Source organism: Salinicoccus sp. RF5, from assembly GCF_020786625.1.
Lineage (GTDB): Bacteria > Bacillota > Bacilli > Staphylococcales > Salinicoccaceae > Salinicoccus.
On record NZ_JAJGRC010000003.1, the window covers coordinates 36,946 to 51,747 of the forward strand.

Below are 14,802 nucleotides of genomic sequence, written 5' to 3' on the forward strand. Positions count from 1 at the left end.
GTCGGGAGGAAGACGGATGCATACAAAAGTCTATGGTCATAGAGGCGCTATGGGGGAATATCCCGAAAACACGATGCTGGCATTCCAAAAGGCAGTGGACGCCGGAGTGGACGGCCTGGAGATAGATGTCCATCTGACGCGGGATGGGGAAGTGGTCGTCATCCACGATGAGCATGTCGACCGTACAACCGATGGAAGCGGCGCAGTCAAGGACATGAGTTTCCATACCTTGAGGAGGTTGAGTGCCGGGTGCAGTTTCGGCACTTTTGAGAAGTATGATCCTGTGATGTGGGGGCAGGAGCGCATTCCAACGCTTGAGGAAGTGATGGAGCTGGTCGCCCATAATGATATCGATCTGAATATAGAGCTGAAGACCAATGTCTACGAATACGAAGGCATCGAAGAGAAGGTTCGTGATATAGTGCGTGAATACGGCTATTCGGACAAGGTCATCTACTCTTCATTCCATCTTCCGAGCCTTCTGCGGATGCAGGCGATCGACCCGGAAGCACGGATTGCATGGCTGACGAGCAAGGTCCCATTATGGCCGATCGATCAGATGGAGGAACTGTCGCTTGAAGCGCTCCATGTCGGCTACCGATCCATACTGAAGCACCCCGGACGGATCACCGGCATTGAGGACCGGATCCGGGTATGGACGGTCAATGAAGTGTGGGAGGCGGAAAAACTGCTCGATCATGGTGTGCAGACGCTCATGACGAACTACCCGGAAAAGATGATGTCCCTTGTGGAGCGGGAAAAGAAAAAGATAGGCCACGTGTAGCTGTGGCCTATCTTTTCATGTCTTCAAGCGTATCGGACATGACCTTCTGAAGGGGGAGCCTGCCGAGAAGCGCCCAGTCCGGCAGATGGGAAATGCCAAGTTTGTCCTGATGCGTATACATGTATATGTTGGCGGGGAAGACCGCCCAAAGGAACTTCTGCATGGCCCCGAGCTGCCAGTTCGTCACTTTCCGGGTCAGCAGAAGCATGCCGAACAACAGTTCAACCACACCGGTGAAGTATGCGATGAATGTCCTGAATGGAAGGAAACGTGGTGTGATATTGGCGAACTTTTCCGGTTTCAGGAAATGCGCAACGCCGGCGATGATGAAGATGGTGCCCATAATTATCCTTTTCATTTTCATATCCTTCTTCCTATAGCTTTGTACCCTTCCATATCCCCGCGATCCGCGCAATGGAAACATGACCGGCCGCTGATGTATAATCGGGGAGGAATCCAACCAGAAGGAGCGGAAGCACATGTTCAAATATTTCATAAGATTTTTCAAGAAAGCATTCCAGTTCAGGGGCAGGGCGACCCGCAGGGAGTACTGGATACCGAATCTCATCCTCGCAGGAGTCGGTGCACTGGTGGGCCGAAAAGGCGGAGAAGAGAACCCGCTGGAGGGGGCATTTACGGCAGTCGTCATGATCCCATCATTAAGTGTGACGGCACGGCGTTATCAGGACGCCGGCATCACAGGCTGGTATCAGGTGCCGCAGGCACTGTCCTTCCTGCTCCTCCCGGTCGTCTTCGTGAAGCCCGCAAAAAAGTGGATGAAGACAGCTGCCATCGCCGTCATTGCAGGCGTAAACATCCTTGGCCTCGTATTCTCATTGATGCCGAGTGATGGGGACAACAAATATGGCAGGAAGCCGATCCGATAAAAATTTTAGGAATATAAAAATTTCCTAGTGAAAACACTTTCATCCTGTGCTATAATTCGCTTAACATTTTTAGAAGGGGAGACGGAGATGGAAGCGAATCTGACAGAATTTCTGCTGCAATTCATTGCTTTGGCAACAGCGGGCGGCTTTGGCTACTGTGTTTATAAAATGAATAACGATACGTCAAAAGACAGGGAAGTGGAGTAGGCATACTCCACTTGTTTTTTTATATCTGCAGCAGCATGATGCCCGTAAGGATCAGCACGCCGCCTAAGATCCGTCTTGTATCCACGGGATGGCGGTGTGTGCCGAAAAGACCGAAATGATCGATGGCAAGCCCGATCAGCATCTGCCCGAATATCACGCTCATCAGTGTCAGTGTTGCACCCAGGTGGGGCATCAGTATGATATTGGTTGTGACATAGACGGCGCCGAGCGGCCCGCCGGCAAGGTGCCACCATTTCAGCTGTCCTGCCCCTTCAACGAAAAACGAGAGGCTCAGCCGGCGTGCGCTGATGAGGGACAGGATGAGCAGTGCCAGTGTACCGACCGAGAAGGAGATCAGCGAAGCGAGGAAGAAGGATGAAACTTCGTACCTGAGCGCACTGTTGATTGCCGTCTGTATCGGGGGCAGGGCACCGGTGAACAGGCCGAGCAGGAGCCATCCGTTCGAACGGTTCCCGGCAACACGGGCGCTCCGCTTCTTATAGTTCATGAAGATGATGCCCCCGATCATTACGATGATGCCGATGATGCGGTAGGCGTTGAGCGGCTGTACGGGTGCTTCAAACCAGCCGAACGTATCGATGAAGAGCCCGATGACCATCTGGCCGGCCACCGTCATGATGACGGTGAGCGCAGCGCCGATGCGGGGCAGCAGTATCATATTTCCCGTCAGGTAGACGACGCCGAGCAGGCCGCCGGTGAACCATATGTAAGAGAAGTCACCGGACAGCAGGAAGTCCGGCGCCAATTTTCCAGGATTCACGATAAGGTTGATGAGCACCAGCAGAAGCGTTCCTGTGAGGAAGGAGTAGAAAGAGGCGAGTATCAGCGATTTCGTGAATAGGGAAAGGCGGCTGTTCACTGAAGTCTGTAGAGGGACGAGCATGCCGGCAAAGATGCCGAGGATCAGCAGGAATATCAATGTGGAACCTCCTTCCGGAAAATGTAGTTGATAATTATTGTCATTTGCTTTGTAAAGCATCATCAAAGTTTGGTAACCTATAATTAGTCATTATAATACATAGTATAGGAGCAATGGAAATGGAAGTCTTTGAAGCAATAAAGAACCGTCGCAGCATTCCCAAACTGAAGGACACCCCGGTGGAGCGGGACAAGATTGAAAGGATACTCGAGGCGGCTACATGGGCGCCGAACCATCATCATACGGAGCCGTGGAAATTCTTCGTGCTCAGCGGGGAAGGACGGAATCCGCTGTCCCGTGTATTGAAGGAAGTGGCACATGGCCGTGTCGAGGACCCGGAATCCGAGACGGGGATGAAGCGGATCGAAAAGATCAGCAGGAAACCTTTTGCTGCACCGACAGTCATTGTGGTCGCACTTTCACCTGACGACAATCCGAAAGCCATCTATACCGAAGATGTCTGTGCAGTAGCAGCAGCGACACAGAATATGCTCCTTGCTGCACATGAGATGGGCCTCGGCTCCATATGGAGGAGCGGACCGATCTACAACACACCGAAGGTCAAGGCGTATTTCAACCTGGGGGAACAGGAAGAGATACTGGGTCTCGTGTTCCTCGGCGAACCTGATGTGGTGAAGGATAATGCAAAGCGCACACCGTTCCAGGAAAAGACGACATGGCTTGAAGCGGATGAGTAAACTGAGCTATGGGCGCTATCACCACCAAAATCCGGGTATAATGTACTAATTGCGTACCTGGAGGAGGTAGAGTATGAGAAATATCATCTATATCGTTGTAGTCGTCCTGATCGTGCTGTTCATACTGGCACTCATACTATAGTGGCGGCATCAGGCCGGACGGTACAGCGGATTTGGAGGATTGGAAATGAAATATGCTGCGGCTATATGCTATCTGCTGGGTTTCCTGACCATGGTCGGCCTGCAGACGGTCATACCGGATCAATATGCAGTGCTTGGCTATGCGGCAGTTTTCCTGTTGTTCGTAACAGGGGTCTACTTCAGCTACAGCAGTGAATTATAATGAAGCCTGTCTTCTGGCAGGCTTCATTTTTAAGGTGTATTATGGGGTATAATGAAATATAAATGTTCAGGAAAGAGGGAAGTGGATGAAAAAGCTATTCGGGATGATCATGGAGCGCAGCCTTTTGTTCATCATCTTGGTATTTGCGGTTTCAGTATTTGGAATCTATACATTTTTGACGATCGAGCAGCGTGAAATACCAGAGACGGAAGTCAATCTGATCAACGTAACGACTCCATGGCCTGGGGCGGACAAGAGTGATGTCGAATCGAACATAACGGAAATTATAGAAGCGGAAATATTCAGTGTGGACGGGGTCGATAGCGTGTCATCCGTTTCCCAGGATGATGTTTCCGTGCTGACGCTGGAGATTGCCAATTCGGTCGAGACGAAGGATGTCCTAAATGAAGTGAATAATCTCCTCGGTGGACTTTCCGGAGAACTCCCCGAGAATGCGGCCGATCCGGAAGTGCAGTCCGTCAGCAATACATTCCCGATTTTGAGCTATCAGTTCCATGCTGAAGAGCGTGGGGAACTGGATGAGATAAGGGGCGACCTGGAGACGCTTGAAAGGGAAGTGTCCCAGATGGAAGGCATCAGCGGTGTCACGGTCAAGGGCTATACTGACCAGGAGTATGAAATCAACCTCGACCGGGACGCTATGGCTGAAGCCCAGGTCAACCCGAACGAAATACTCGGTGAGATAGAAACCGCGCTGAATCCAGTCATCCTTGGCCAGGAAGAGGATGATGGCAATATCATCCGTCTGTCTTTCCAGGATGAAACGCCGCTTTCCGTACTGGAACAGGTGCGGGTGGGTCAGGGCAGTACGCCGCTCCCGGATATCGCAGAAATGGAGGAGGTAACATCTACTCCTGAAGATATCGTCGAATACGAAGGGGAGCCGGCCATTTCATTCACCGTCTTCCTCTCAAGCGGTGAAGATGTCCCTTCAGTCTCAGAAGATGTGGAAGCGGTCATGGATGATGGCATATCGGGTCTGCCCGATTCGATTGATGTCACTACACTTTCTTCCGAACGGGAAAATGTAGAGGATATATTCGTCGGGCTGTACATGTCATTGGCGATTGCCCTGATTGCCGTCATCATCAGTGCCTCACTCGGGCTGTCGCTCTTCGGATCGATCACTGTAATGACGACTGTGGTGCTGTCCGTCATCATCGGCCTCATACCGGTGCCGTGGTTCGGTGTCGATCTGAACCAGATATCAGTCATCGGCCTGATCATCGCACTTGGTATACTGGTGGATGATTCGATCGTGGTCAACGACAACATCGAAAGAAGATTCACTTTAGGGGACGACCGTCTTGACGGTGTCTACAATGGTGTGAAGGAAGTGGCACCTTCCGTCATCGCCTCAACATTGGCGATCGTATTCACCTTCTCTCCGCTGCTGCTGCTCTCCGGAGCGAACGGGGACTTCATCAAGGCGCTGCCGAGCATACTGATCACGACGATGGTCGTATCGACTGTGCTGGCGCTGACATTCGTCCCGGCAGCGCGATATCTGCTCAAACGCAAGAAAGTGCCTGAGCATCCGGGATTGATCGGCAAGCTGTTCACGAAGGGCAGCGACTTCTATGCGGACAGGGTGCTTCCTGCAATCATCAGGCGCCCACTCATCACATTCCTTACGGTGCTGGTCATCGGTGTGCTGTCGCTTGGACTCATCCGGTTCACGCCATTCGAGTTCTTCCCGGAAGCGGACCGCTCGGAAGTTACGGTCGATCTGATCTTCGCTGAAGACCAGACGATAGACCAGACGCATGAAGATGCGAACGCAGTACTCGACTACATGCTCGATGAAATGCCGCATGTGGAAGGGGCCTCCCTGTTTACAGGCACGGGGCTCCCGAATCTCTTCGGCGCATCACTCGATCAGGCGGGCTCCAATACTGCACAGATTGCACTTCAGATCGATAAGGAAGAGATCAGTGCTTCAGAAACAATCAACCAGTTTGAAGAACCCGTGCGGGAGGCCTTCCCGGAAGCAACCATATTCATGGAGACGATCATCCAGGGGCCTCCAGCCGGGGCGCCGATAACAGTGGAGCTTTATGAATCCGACCTCGAGCAGTTAAATGAACAGGCAAACAGCCTGCAGAGAACACTTGAAGACGAGGGTGCACTGGTGACGACGAATATTGGAGACCTGGTGCCTACGATCAACTACAGCATCGACTATGATGCACTTGAAGAGAATGGCGTCTCCATCTCCCAAGTGAAGAATGAGCTGAACATGCTTTCTGAAGGCATACCGATCCAGGGCATCATCGTCGATGGTGAAAACCGGGAGACGACCTTGAAATATTCCAATGACTACAGCGTAGAAGATGTGGAGATCATCAAGATGACCGGTGAACAGCCGGAGACATTCCCACTCACCGACTTTGTCGAAGAGACCGAGACGGAAAGTTCCAAGTACATCCATCATACAAACGGAGACCGTATGGTGGAGCTCAAGGTATATGCAGATGATGAAGCAGCTGCAGAAGAGAAGATCGAAGCATTCCGTGGCGAAATGCCTGAGACCAGCGAAATGATCATCGGTGGGGAGACTTCCGATCAGACGGACTTCTTTGTCGAGATCAGTATACTTTTCGGAATCATACTCGTCCTTGTATATCTGGTCATAGCGATAGAGTTCAACTCCATCGTCATGCCGCTGATCATCGTCTTCAGCATCTTCCTTGCCATCAGTGGCGGCATCATCGGCCTGTTCGTCACCCAGACGCCGATCAGTTTCCTCGGCGTCATGGGGATGGTTTCACTATCCGGTATCGTCGTCAGGAATGCCATCGTCCTCCTCGACTTCATCGAAGCCCGGAGGAAGAGCGATGCATTCGATATACACGAAGCGATATATGACAGCGGACGTGCACGCTTCAAGCCGATCCTGCTGACCACCATCACGAGCATCATCGCTCTGACACCGGTGGCCTTCAGCGGCGACGTCCTGTTCGTGCCGCTTGCAGTGACCGTCATTGCGGGTATTGCATTCTCCACGATACTCTCCATGATTGCCACACCGAGCCTTTACTACCTCTACTATAAGGTGAGGTACAGGAACAACTAGAATAAAGTGAAAAATCCCGATGACACTGTCATCGGGATTTTTACTGTTGCTGTCTTTCATGCGTAAACACAACAGTGGTCCAGGGATCGAGGGTGAGGCTCTGGAGACGCTGCTTCAGGTCCTGGCGGATCCTGTCCTGTTCGTATATGGTGAGGTCATCCTCGATGGGGACGATGAAGTCGACTTCGATGTAGAGTTTGGTGCCCATCTTCTGCAGCCTGAGTGCGTGATCTTGGAAACCATGAAACTTACGGATATGGAGGACCTGCGTCTCGACCGCTTCGGCGATGGGACGTTCAGGTGCCATTTCCAGCAGTTCCCTGAGTGATGCATACAGCTCGGACAGGGGGACTTTGATGAAGTACCCGGCAACGAGGATCACCATGACCGGGTCGATGAAAGGGACTATCGGCTCCATGAAGGTCAGGCTCAGGAGCCATCCGATTAGGAAGCCAGCCAGTACACCGATGCTGAGCAGGGCATCCATGCGCCACTGGTTCATCTCGGCAGTGATGAGTGCGTCACCTTGTCCCCTGGATTTGAAATAGGCGTAGGCGGCATAGCACCCGACGGCGGATATGAGGGCATAGAGCACGCCCGATCCCATCGACATGGCATTGCCGCCCGAGAACAGGGCGATGAAGGCCTGGACGAGGGAAATCAGGATGAGGACCAGTATGCCGAAGTATTTGATGACGATGGTCAAAGGGATGAAACTTTCCTTGCCGAAGGGGAAGCGTTCAGGGTCCTCCTTCGAGATGAAGCGGAGTGCCATCATCGAGATCATGGACAGCAGGACGCTGATGAATGAGTAGTAGCCGTCGAACTGGATCATCTGGCTGTCGGCATAAAGGCCCCAGATGATGCCGAGTGCTGCAAATGCAAGGGCGCCTACAATGGAGGCCATGATCATTTTTTGGGCAGTGTTTTCGTTCATATTTAAACCCTCTCCTGTGTAGTTGAGTCCATTATACACAAGAAAGGGCAGGGATTCCTATTCGTTTACGAGGGCGCCTTCGTAGGAGGGGATCTTGCCCTTATGGTAGGTGCCGAGGATATTGATGTACTTGCTGACTTCCCCTATGTCTTCGAGTGCCCCGCTCAACGTCTCGTCGGCACCCTTTTCGACATCGATGAAGAATCCGTAGGAGAATGGTTTGTGCTGTATCGGCCGTGAAGTCAGGTTCAGCAGGTTGATGCCGTGACTGCTGAAAATGTTGAGTATTTCATTCAGTGAGCCTGTGCTGTGGTCGGTCTCGATGTAGAGTGATGTCTTGTTCGTGTTCTTCAGCCGTGGCTTCTCCGCCTTTCTGAAGAAGAGGAACCGTGTGGTGTTGTATGGATTGTCGCTGATGTTCTCCCGTGCCACATGCATGCCGTACATCTCGGCGGCATGGCTGCCGGCGATGGCTGCGACTGTATGGTCGTCGGAAGCCTTGACCATCCTGACCGCATCGGCCGTGTCCGAATATTCACGGACCGTGAGGTGCGGATGGCCGCTCAGGTAGCCGTAGCATTGTTCGAGCGCTTCCGGATGGGAATAGACTTCGGTCAGTTCGTCGAGCGGGACCGGCCCTTTGGTGATGAGTGCATGGTCGATCTTGACATAGATCTCCTCCACCGCATCCACTTCGAGGTATTTCATCAGGTCGATCGTCCGTGTGATCGGACCGCTCGTGGAGTTCTCGACCGGGAGGGCGATGTAATCGACCCGGTCCCGCATCAAGTCGTCGACTAGCGCCTTGAATGTGGGGTACCCCTTCATTTCATATGCTCCGTCCTCTGCGAAAGTCCCGCACGCCATTTCACTATATGATCCTTCTACACCTTGATATCCGATCAGCATCTTTACCACTCCCAATCATAAAATAAAAGACCACCTGGACTACTCTTTTCAAAAGAGAAACCCAAATGGTCCATAAAAATAAAAATCCCAGCCATTTAGATTCCTTAAATGGCCAAGAATGAAAATTCTCATTCAAATCAGCCATCATAGATACAGTCCGCCTATATCCACGATGGAATATAGACGCTATCTAAAATAGCTGAAGAAAAAGGTATTCAATTGAGTTCCATAATATGTGCTGTCCATATGAATCACCCAATTCCTTTAAGTTGTGTCCAATCCTATCAATTAAATTTTGAATTGTCAATATATTTAGTCATATAATTCAATTTTTTTATCATGCTGTACATTTTATTGAGGGAAGTGCAAGGTGCTCTGTGATAATATAGGAGTACCATTCCATTGGTGCATGAAGACTTGCAAACAATGAAAATCTCGATCTGGGAGTGTTAACATGGAAAAATTGAATTTGGGAATATTATACGGTGGACAGTCGACTGAGCATGAGGTGTCCATGCGCTCTGCCGAAAGTGTACTGGGTGCACTCGACAGGAAAAAGTACACCATCCACCTGATCTATATATCAAAGCAGGGGGAGTGGCTGCTGGCGGACCAGTCGGAACGGATTGAAGCGGTGGTGGACAAGGAGAACGGCCACCGCCTTTCCATCCTGCCATCCCAGCAGTTCGTCTCCGAAGGCGGGATGCACCATTTTGATGCCATACTGCCGATCCTTCATGGGACGGCCGGGGAGGATGGCATCGTCCAGGGTGTGCTTGAAATGGTCGGCGTCCCATACGCCGGCTGCAACGTGAGAAGCTCAGCAGTATGCATGGACAAGGATATGGCGAAGCGCCTGCTGAAGCTTGAAGGCATAAACGTGGCGGACTGGATGGTCTTCCGGCATGAGGACAGGGACCAGGTCGATTACAGCGCAGTGGAGGCGGAACTCGGCCTGCCGATGTTCGTCAAACCGGTGAACCAGGGGTCTTCCGTCGGGGTATCGAAAGTGACGGATGAACAGTCGTTCCATGAGGCGATTGCGCTGGCATTCGAATTCGACACGAAGGTGATGGTCGAAAGTGCCGTACAGGGCCGCGAAATAGAAGTTTCGGTCCTCGGCAATACGGATCTGACCGTCTCCGTACCTGGTGAAATCGTTGCGAACACCGATTTCTACTCCTACGAATCGAAATACATCGATGAGAGCGGTGCGGCACTGGAGATCCCGGCAAGGCTCGAACAGCCGGTCGCCGAAAAGATACGCCAGACTGCGTATGATGTCTATAGGGCCCTCGACTGTGAAGGCATGGCGCGGGTGGATGTCTTCCTGGCAGAGGACGGCGCAGTCATCGTCAACGAGGTCAATACACTTCCGGGCTTCACCAGCATCAGCATGTATCCGAAACTGCTTGAAGCGTCAGGCATCAGCTATCCTGAATTGCTGGACCGTCTGGTTGAGCTGGCGGTCGAGCGCCATCAGCTGAACACCCAATTGAAGACGGATCTGCTGTAAAATCCAAAGGGGGATGGACATATGAAATTCAATCTGAGAAAAGCAGATGCCGTTGATGCATCTGCCATCGCGAAAGTGCAGGTCGACAGCTGGCGGACGACCTATAGCGGCATCATAGATGAAGACTATCTGGAGAATTTGAGCTATGGGGACCGGGAGAACATATGGACCCGTGCCATCGAGGAGAACCCGATATTCCTGCTTGAGGATGGGCGAGAAGTCGTCGGCTTCGCGATCGGCGGCCCCGAGCGTTCCGGGGAATACATCGGATATGATGGTGAACTCTATGCCATCTATCTCTATGAATCAGCCCAGCAGAACGGTGGGGGCAGGCAGCTGGTTGAGGCGGTGGCCGGCGACCTTCTGGACCGCGGTTTTGAAAAGATGGTCATAGCGGTACTTGAAGAGAATCCGGCATGCGGGTTCTATGAAAAGCTTGGTGGGCATAAGATCGGCAAGGAAGAGACGACGATCGGCAGCACCGTCCATGCAGAACTGGTATATGGCTTTGATGATCTCAGGCAACTCATATGATATATGAAAAATGCGCCGCCTCGTCACGAGGTGGCGCATTTTTCAGTCTATCTGCCTTCCCACTGTGCAATTTCATCCCTCACGATGGGGGCGACCTCTTCTCCGAACAGGCGGATGGATTTCATGACCTGGTCGTGGGGCATCGTGCCGAGCGGGGTGTGCAACAGGAACCGCTTGATGCCGACATTCTTCCTCAAGTCGATGATCTTCCTGGCAACCGTCTCCGGACTGCCACAGTAGAGCGCACCATTTTCCGAGCGCGCAATATCGAAGCTTCGTCTCGTATAGTTCCCCCAGCCGCGTTCAGAACCGATCTTGTTCATTCCCTGCTGGGTCGATGGGAAGAACAGGTCTGCGGCCTCTTCATCCGTGTCCCACACGAAGCCATGGCTGTGGGAGGCGATGCCGAGGGATTCGATGCGGTGCCCTGCATGTGCTGCCGTCTGCTTGTGCAGTTCGACAAGCGGGGCGAAATTCCGGGGGCTGCCGCCAATGATGGCGAGGGCAATCGGGAGTCCGAGTTTTCCTGCTCTTACAGTGGAATCCGGGGTGCCTCCGCTTGCGATCCATATTGGCATCTCCGTCTGTTCAGGCCTTGGGAATACTTCGAGGCCATTGATCGGCGCCCGGTGTTTCCCCTCCCAATGGATGGGCCCACCCTTCTGGAGCTGGAGCAGCAGTTCGAGCTTCTCTTCGAACAGTTCATCATAATCATTCAGATCGTATCCGAACAGAGGGAATGATTCGATGAAGGACCCTCTGCCTGCCATGATCTCCGCCCGGCCGCCGGAGATGCCATCCAGCATCGCAAACCTCTCGTGGACCCTCACCGGATCATCGGATGAGAGGACAGTCACTGCACTGGATAGCCTGATGCTGCTGGTGCGTGCGGCGCCCGCCGCCAGTATGACTTCAGGGGCGGAGACGGCATAATCTGAGCGGTGGTGCTCCCCGACGGCATAGACATCGAGGCCCACCTTATCCGCCATCTCCATCTCCTCGATGATGTCCCGAAGTCTTTCAGCGTGGGTGATCGTCTCGCCTGTATGGGGGTCCGGCAATGTTTCTGCAAAAGTACTGATTCCAAGTTCCATAAGATTCCTCCCTTATCATATTGCCTCCATTCTACCATTGAATCTTTTTTACTTCTGAAGAACCGCCCGGGGATATGGTAAAATAAAGAAAAAACATAGGAGATGAATGAATTGCGCACTCAACTGATCGAAAGACTTGCAAGATATGCCAAAATCGATACCCAATCCGACGCTTCAAGCGAAGCCGTCCCTTCTACATACAAGCAGTGGGATCTGATCCGTCTGCTCGAAGAAGAATTGAAGGCGCTCGGGATGGAGGAAGTGGAGACGGATGAGAACGGCTATCTGATGGCGACCCTCCCTGCGAATGCCGAAGATGCACCGGTCATCGGCTTCCTCGCCCATGTCGATACCGCCACGGATTTTACGGGCAAGAATGTCAATCCACAGGTAATCGACTATGATGGTGGAGAAATCGTACTCAATGAAGCACTCGGCGTCATACTTACTCCGGAACAGTTCCCGGAACTTGGAGGCTACAGCGGGCATACACTCATGACTACGGATGGTACCACGCTTCTCGGGGCCGACAATAAGGCCGGCATCGCTGAAATCATGACGGCGATGGAATATCTCATCGACCACCCCGAAGTGAAGCATGGGAAGATAAGGGTGGCCTTCACTCCGGATGAGGAAATCGGACGGGGGCCGCACCACTTCGATGTCGAGCGCTTCGGGGCCGATTTCGCCTATACGGTGGATGGAGGCCCGCTCGGCGAACTCCAGTATGAGAGTTTCAATGCAGCAGCTGCGAAAGTGACCTTCATCGGCAACAGTGTCCACCCCGGCACGGCCAAGAACAAGATGGTGAATGCAGGAAGGATGGCCGCCGAATTCATCACCCGCTTCGATGCCGCGGATACCCCCGAGCATACGGAAGGGTATGAAGGGTTCTTCCATCTGATCAACATCAACGGGGACGTGGAGAAGACGGAAGTGAATTTCATCATCAGGGATTTCGACAAGTCGGCATTCGAGGACCGGAAAGACCAGATGGCCGCCCATGCCGATGCACTGAAGGCGCAGTACGGAGAAGACCGGGTGATACTGGAAATGAATGACCAATACTACAACATGCGTGATCGGATCGAACCCCGCATGGAAATAGTCGAGTATGCCAAGCAGGCGATGGAAGCCCTCGATATCACACCGGTGATCATACCGGTCAGGGGCGGCACGGACGGTTCCCAGCTCTCCTACAAAGGACTCCCGACCCCAAACATATTTACAGGCGGCGAAAATTTCCACGGGAAGTTCGAATACATTTCCATAGACAATATGGAGAAGGCGGTCAAAGTCATCACTGAAATTTCCCGCAATGCAGCCGAGCGGAAGTAGTTGATATTTATCTTCCGTTGAGGCAATATTGTATATGCTGTTTTTGGAAATATAATATTGTTTCGTTTTATATATAGAAAGAAGGATTTTTTATGTCAGCTAGTGAACAGCAGTCCCCATCAACCGTCAAAAGATTACCGTTGATGGCTGTCCTTATATCCGGTGCATTCGCAGCCATCCTGAACCAGACGCTGCTGGCTACAGCCATACCACCGATCATGGAGGATCTGGAGATTGAAGCGGATGTAGCCCAGTGGCTCCAATCGGTATTCATGCTGGTCAACGGCATCATGATTCCGATTACCGCATTCCTGATAGGGAAGTTTACGACGCGGTCACTATTCTTTACGGCGATGGGCCTTTTCGGGTTCGGTACACTCGTCTGCGGGCTCGCACCAGGCTTTGAGATCCTGTTGGTCGGAAGGATACTCCAGGCCTCGGGGGCAGGCATAATCATGCCGCTGATGCAGACGATCATCTTCCTGATCTATCCGCTTGAGAAGCGGGGGACGGCGATGGGCATGTTCGGTTTGGTCATCGGTTTCGCGCCGGCCATCGGCCCGACATTGTCCGGCTGGTTCGTCGAGAGCTACCCTTGGAGAGGCCTCTTCTTCATCATCATACCGATCGTCATCATCGACCTGATCGTCGCCTATTTCATACTTAGGAATGTGACGGAGCGTACGAATCCGAAGCTCGACATTCCATCGATCATCCTGTCCACCTTCGGGTTCGGTGGACTGCTCTATGGCTTCAGCGTCGCAGGCAGCAGCGGCTGGCTGAGTACACCGGTGCTTGGTTCACTCGCACTGGGTGCAGTGACCCTGTTCCTGTTCATCATGCGCCAGCAGAAGCTCGAACAGCCGATCCTCGAATTCAAGGTCTTCCAGGACAAGATATTCGCGCTGACGACGGGCCTCGGCATGGTCGTCTTCATGTCCATGATCGGCGGGGCTGTCATCCTGCCGATCCTGATGCAGGATATGATGGGATTCTCGCCGCTTGAATCCGGACTGATGCTGCTGCCGGGGGCATTGGTCATGGGTTCGATGAGCCCGGTGACCGGAAAGCTCTTCGACATGTTCGGGGCAAGATGGCTCGCAATCATCGGCCTCAGCCTCGTGACGATTACGACATACTTGTTCACGATGATTACAGTGGACACCAGCTTCACCTATCTGGCGACCGTCAATGTCTTCAGAATGCTCGGTGTGGCGATGGTGATGATGCCGGTGACGACAGCCGGATTGAACCAGCTGTCTCCAAAGCTCGTACCGCACGGTACAGCCATGAACAATACGATGCGCCAGATTGCAGGGGCGGTCGGCACAGCCCTGCTCGTATCGATCATGACCCATACCGCCAATCCATCAGAAGGGATGCAGGGCATGATCAATGGGGTGAACACGGCCTTCCTTGCAGCGGCCATCATTTCACTCATCGGCCTGCTGCTTTCATTAACACTGAGGAAGCCGGTATCACACGACTAAAAAAATCGCTGATCCATAAAATGGATCA

14 protein-coding genes are annotated in these 14,802 nt (G+C 52.6%); 9 read left to right on the forward strand and 5 right to left on the reverse strand.

The genetic code is table 11. The features are described from left to right. Nucleotides 1–16 precede the first annotated feature (16 nt). Complete coding sequence (locus LLU09_RS09390; protein ID WP_228311511.1) at nucleotides 17–784, forward strand: glycerophosphodiester phosphodiesterase; 768 nt, start codon at nucleotides 17–19, stop codon at nucleotides 782–784. Nucleotides 785–791: 7 nt separating this feature from the next. Here LLU09_RS09390 and LLU09_RS09395 read toward each other — a convergent pair whose 3' ends face one another. Next, nucleotides 792–1,142: a DoxX family protein gene (locus LLU09_RS09395; protein WP_200887922.1), complete on the reverse strand. Its 351-nt coding sequence runs from the start codon at nucleotides 1,140–1,142 to the stop codon at nucleotides 792–794. Between the two features lie 121 nt (nucleotides 1,143–1,263). Between LLU09_RS09395 and LLU09_RS09400 the strand changes: the two genes are divergently transcribed. Then, complete coding sequence (locus LLU09_RS09400) at nucleotides 1,264–1,671, forward strand: DUF805 domain-containing protein (protein ID WP_228311512.1); 408 nt, start codon at nucleotides 1,264–1,266, stop codon at nucleotides 1,669–1,671. Nucleotides 1,672–1,897: 226 nt separating this feature from the next. Here the strand turns inward: LLU09_RS09400 and LLU09_RS09405 are convergent, their stop codons facing one another. Beyond that, nucleotides 1,898–2,818, reverse strand: a complete 921-nt coding sequence (locus tag LLU09_RS09405; protein WP_228311513.1) for a DMT family transporter — start codon at nucleotides 2,816–2,818, stop codon at nucleotides 1,898–1,900. 119 nt (nucleotides 2,819–2,937) lie between these two features. Here LLU09_RS09405 and LLU09_RS09410 point away from each other — a divergent pair, with 119 nt between their 5' ends. The 3 genes from LLU09_RS09410 (at nucleotide 2,938) to LLU09_RS09420 (ending at nucleotide 6,956) form a co-directional block, all read left to right on the forward strand. Then, nucleotides 2,938–3,516 carry a nitroreductase family protein gene (locus LLU09_RS09410; RefSeq protein ID WP_228311514.1) on the forward strand — a complete coding sequence of 193 codons (579 nt, stop codon included), beginning with the start codon at nucleotides 2,938–2,940 and terminating at the stop codon, nucleotides 3,514–3,516. 187 nt (nucleotides 3,517–3,703) lie between these two features. Next, the gene (locus LLU09_RS09415; protein ID WP_228311515.1) at nucleotides 3,704–3,859 is read left to right on the forward strand and encodes a hypothetical protein; all 156 of its coding nucleotides are present in this window, start codon (nucleotides 3,704–3,706) and stop codon (nucleotides 3,857–3,859) included. 85 nt (nucleotides 3,860–3,944) lie between these two features. Then, the gene (locus LLU09_RS09420; RefSeq protein ID WP_228311516.1) at nucleotides 3,945–6,956 is read left to right on the forward strand and encodes an efflux RND transporter permease subunit; all 3,012 of its coding nucleotides are present in this window, start codon (nucleotides 3,945–3,947) and stop codon (nucleotides 6,954–6,956) included. Between the two features lie 40 nt (nucleotides 6,957–6,996). On the opposite strand, the gene LLU09_RS09425 is transcribed toward LLU09_RS09420, so the two are convergent. Both LLU09_RS09425 and LLU09_RS09430 read right to left on the reverse strand, forming a co-directional pair. Continuing rightward, on the reverse strand, nucleotides 6,997–7,893 hold the full coding sequence (locus LLU09_RS09425) for a cation diffusion facilitator family transporter (RefSeq protein WP_228311517.1): 897 nt from the start codon (nucleotides 7,891–7,893) through the stop codon (nucleotides 6,997–6,999). A gap of 57 nt (nucleotides 7,894–7,950) precedes the next feature. Beyond that, nucleotides 7,951–8,802 (reverse strand): prephenate dehydratase, encoded by an 852-nt coding sequence (locus LLU09_RS09430; protein WP_228311518.1) that lies wholly within the window; start codon nucleotides 8,800–8,802, stop codon nucleotides 7,951–7,953. A gap of 454 nt (nucleotides 8,803–9,256) precedes the next feature. Between LLU09_RS09430 and LLU09_RS09435 the strand changes: the two genes are divergently transcribed. Next, nucleotides 9,257–10,318, forward strand: a complete 1,062-nt coding sequence (locus LLU09_RS09435; RefSeq protein WP_228311519.1) for a D-alanine--D-alanine ligase family protein — start codon at nucleotides 9,257–9,259, stop codon at nucleotides 10,316–10,318. Between the two features lie 21 nt (nucleotides 10,319–10,339). Then, nucleotides 10,340–10,852 carry a GNAT family N-acetyltransferase gene (locus tag LLU09_RS09440; RefSeq protein WP_228311520.1) on the forward strand — a complete coding sequence of 171 codons (513 nt, stop codon included), beginning with the start codon at nucleotides 10,340–10,342 and terminating at the stop codon, nucleotides 10,850–10,852. A 47-nt stretch (nucleotides 10,853–10,899) separates the two neighbouring features. On the opposite strand, the gene LLU09_RS09445 is transcribed toward LLU09_RS09440, so the two are convergent. Continuing rightward, nucleotides 10,900–11,946: an LLM class flavin-dependent oxidoreductase gene (locus LLU09_RS09445; RefSeq protein ID WP_228311521.1), complete on the reverse strand. Its 1,047-nt coding sequence runs from the start codon at nucleotides 11,944–11,946 to the stop codon at nucleotides 10,900–10,902. A gap of 111 nt (nucleotides 11,947–12,057) precedes the next feature. On the opposite strand from LLU09_RS09445, the gene pepT reads away from it, so the two are divergent. Together pepT and LLU09_RS09455 are read left to right on the forward strand one after the other, a co-directional pair. Further along, nucleotides 12,058–13,284: a peptidase T gene (pepT, locus tag LLU09_RS09450; RefSeq protein ID WP_228311522.1), complete on the forward strand. Its 1,227-nt coding sequence runs from the start codon at nucleotides 12,058–12,060 to the stop codon at nucleotides 13,282–13,284. Between the two features lie 92 nt (nucleotides 13,285–13,376). Next, nucleotides 13,377–14,774 (forward strand): DHA2 family efflux MFS transporter permease subunit, encoded by a 1,398-nt coding sequence (locus LLU09_RS09455; RefSeq protein ID WP_228311523.1) that lies wholly within the window; start codon nucleotides 13,377–13,379, stop codon nucleotides 14,772–14,774. Nucleotides 14,775–14,802: the final 28 nt, after the last annotated feature.

Bases quoted from the DNA above. Each gene is read 5' to 3' on its own strand.
- LLU09_RS09410 (WP_228311514.1), top strand. From the start codon at position 2,938: ATGGAAGTCTTTGAAGCAATAAAGAACCGTCGCAGCATTCCCAAACTG.
- LLU09_RS09435 (WP_228311519.1), top strand. From the start codon at position 9,257: ATGGAAAAATTGAATTTGGGAATATTATACGGTGGACAGTCGACTGAG.
- LLU09_RS09415 (WP_228311515.1), top strand. From the start codon at position 3,704: ATGAAATATGCTGCGGCTATATGCTATCTGCTGGGTTTCCTGACCATG.
- LLU09_RS09420 (WP_228311516.1), top strand. From the start codon at position 3,945: ATGAAAAAGCTATTCGGGATGATCATGGAGCGCAGCCTTTTGTTCATC.
- LLU09_RS09455 (WP_228311523.1), top strand. From the start codon at position 13,377: ATGTCAGCTAGTGAACAGCAGTCCCCATCAACCGTCAAAAGATTACCG.
- LLU09_RS09445 (WP_228311521.1), bottom strand. From the start codon at position 11,946: ATGGAACTTGGAATCAGTACTTTTGCAGAAACATTGCCGGACCCCCAT.
- LLU09_RS09390 (WP_228311511.1), top strand. From the start codon at position 17: ATGCATACAAAAGTCTATGGTCATAGAGGCGCTATGGGGGAATATCCC.
- LLU09_RS09400 (WP_228311512.1), top strand. From the start codon at position 1,264: ATGTTCAAATATTTCATAAGATTTTTCAAGAAAGCATTCCAGTTCAGG.
- LLU09_RS09440 (WP_228311520.1), top strand. From the start codon at position 10,340: ATGAAATTCAATCTGAGAAAAGCAGATGCCGTTGATGCATCTGCCATC.
- LLU09_RS09395 (WP_200887922.1), bottom strand. From the start codon at position 1,142: ATGAAAAGGATAATTATGGGCACCATCTTCATCATCGCCGGCGTTGCG.
- LLU09_RS09430 (WP_228311518.1), bottom strand. From the start codon at position 8,802: ATGCTGATCGGATATCAAGGTGTAGAAGGATCATATAGTGAAATGGCG.
- LLU09_RS09425 (WP_228311517.1), bottom strand. From the start codon at position 7,893: ATGAACGAAAACACTGCCCAAAAAATGATCATGGCCTCCATTGTAGGC.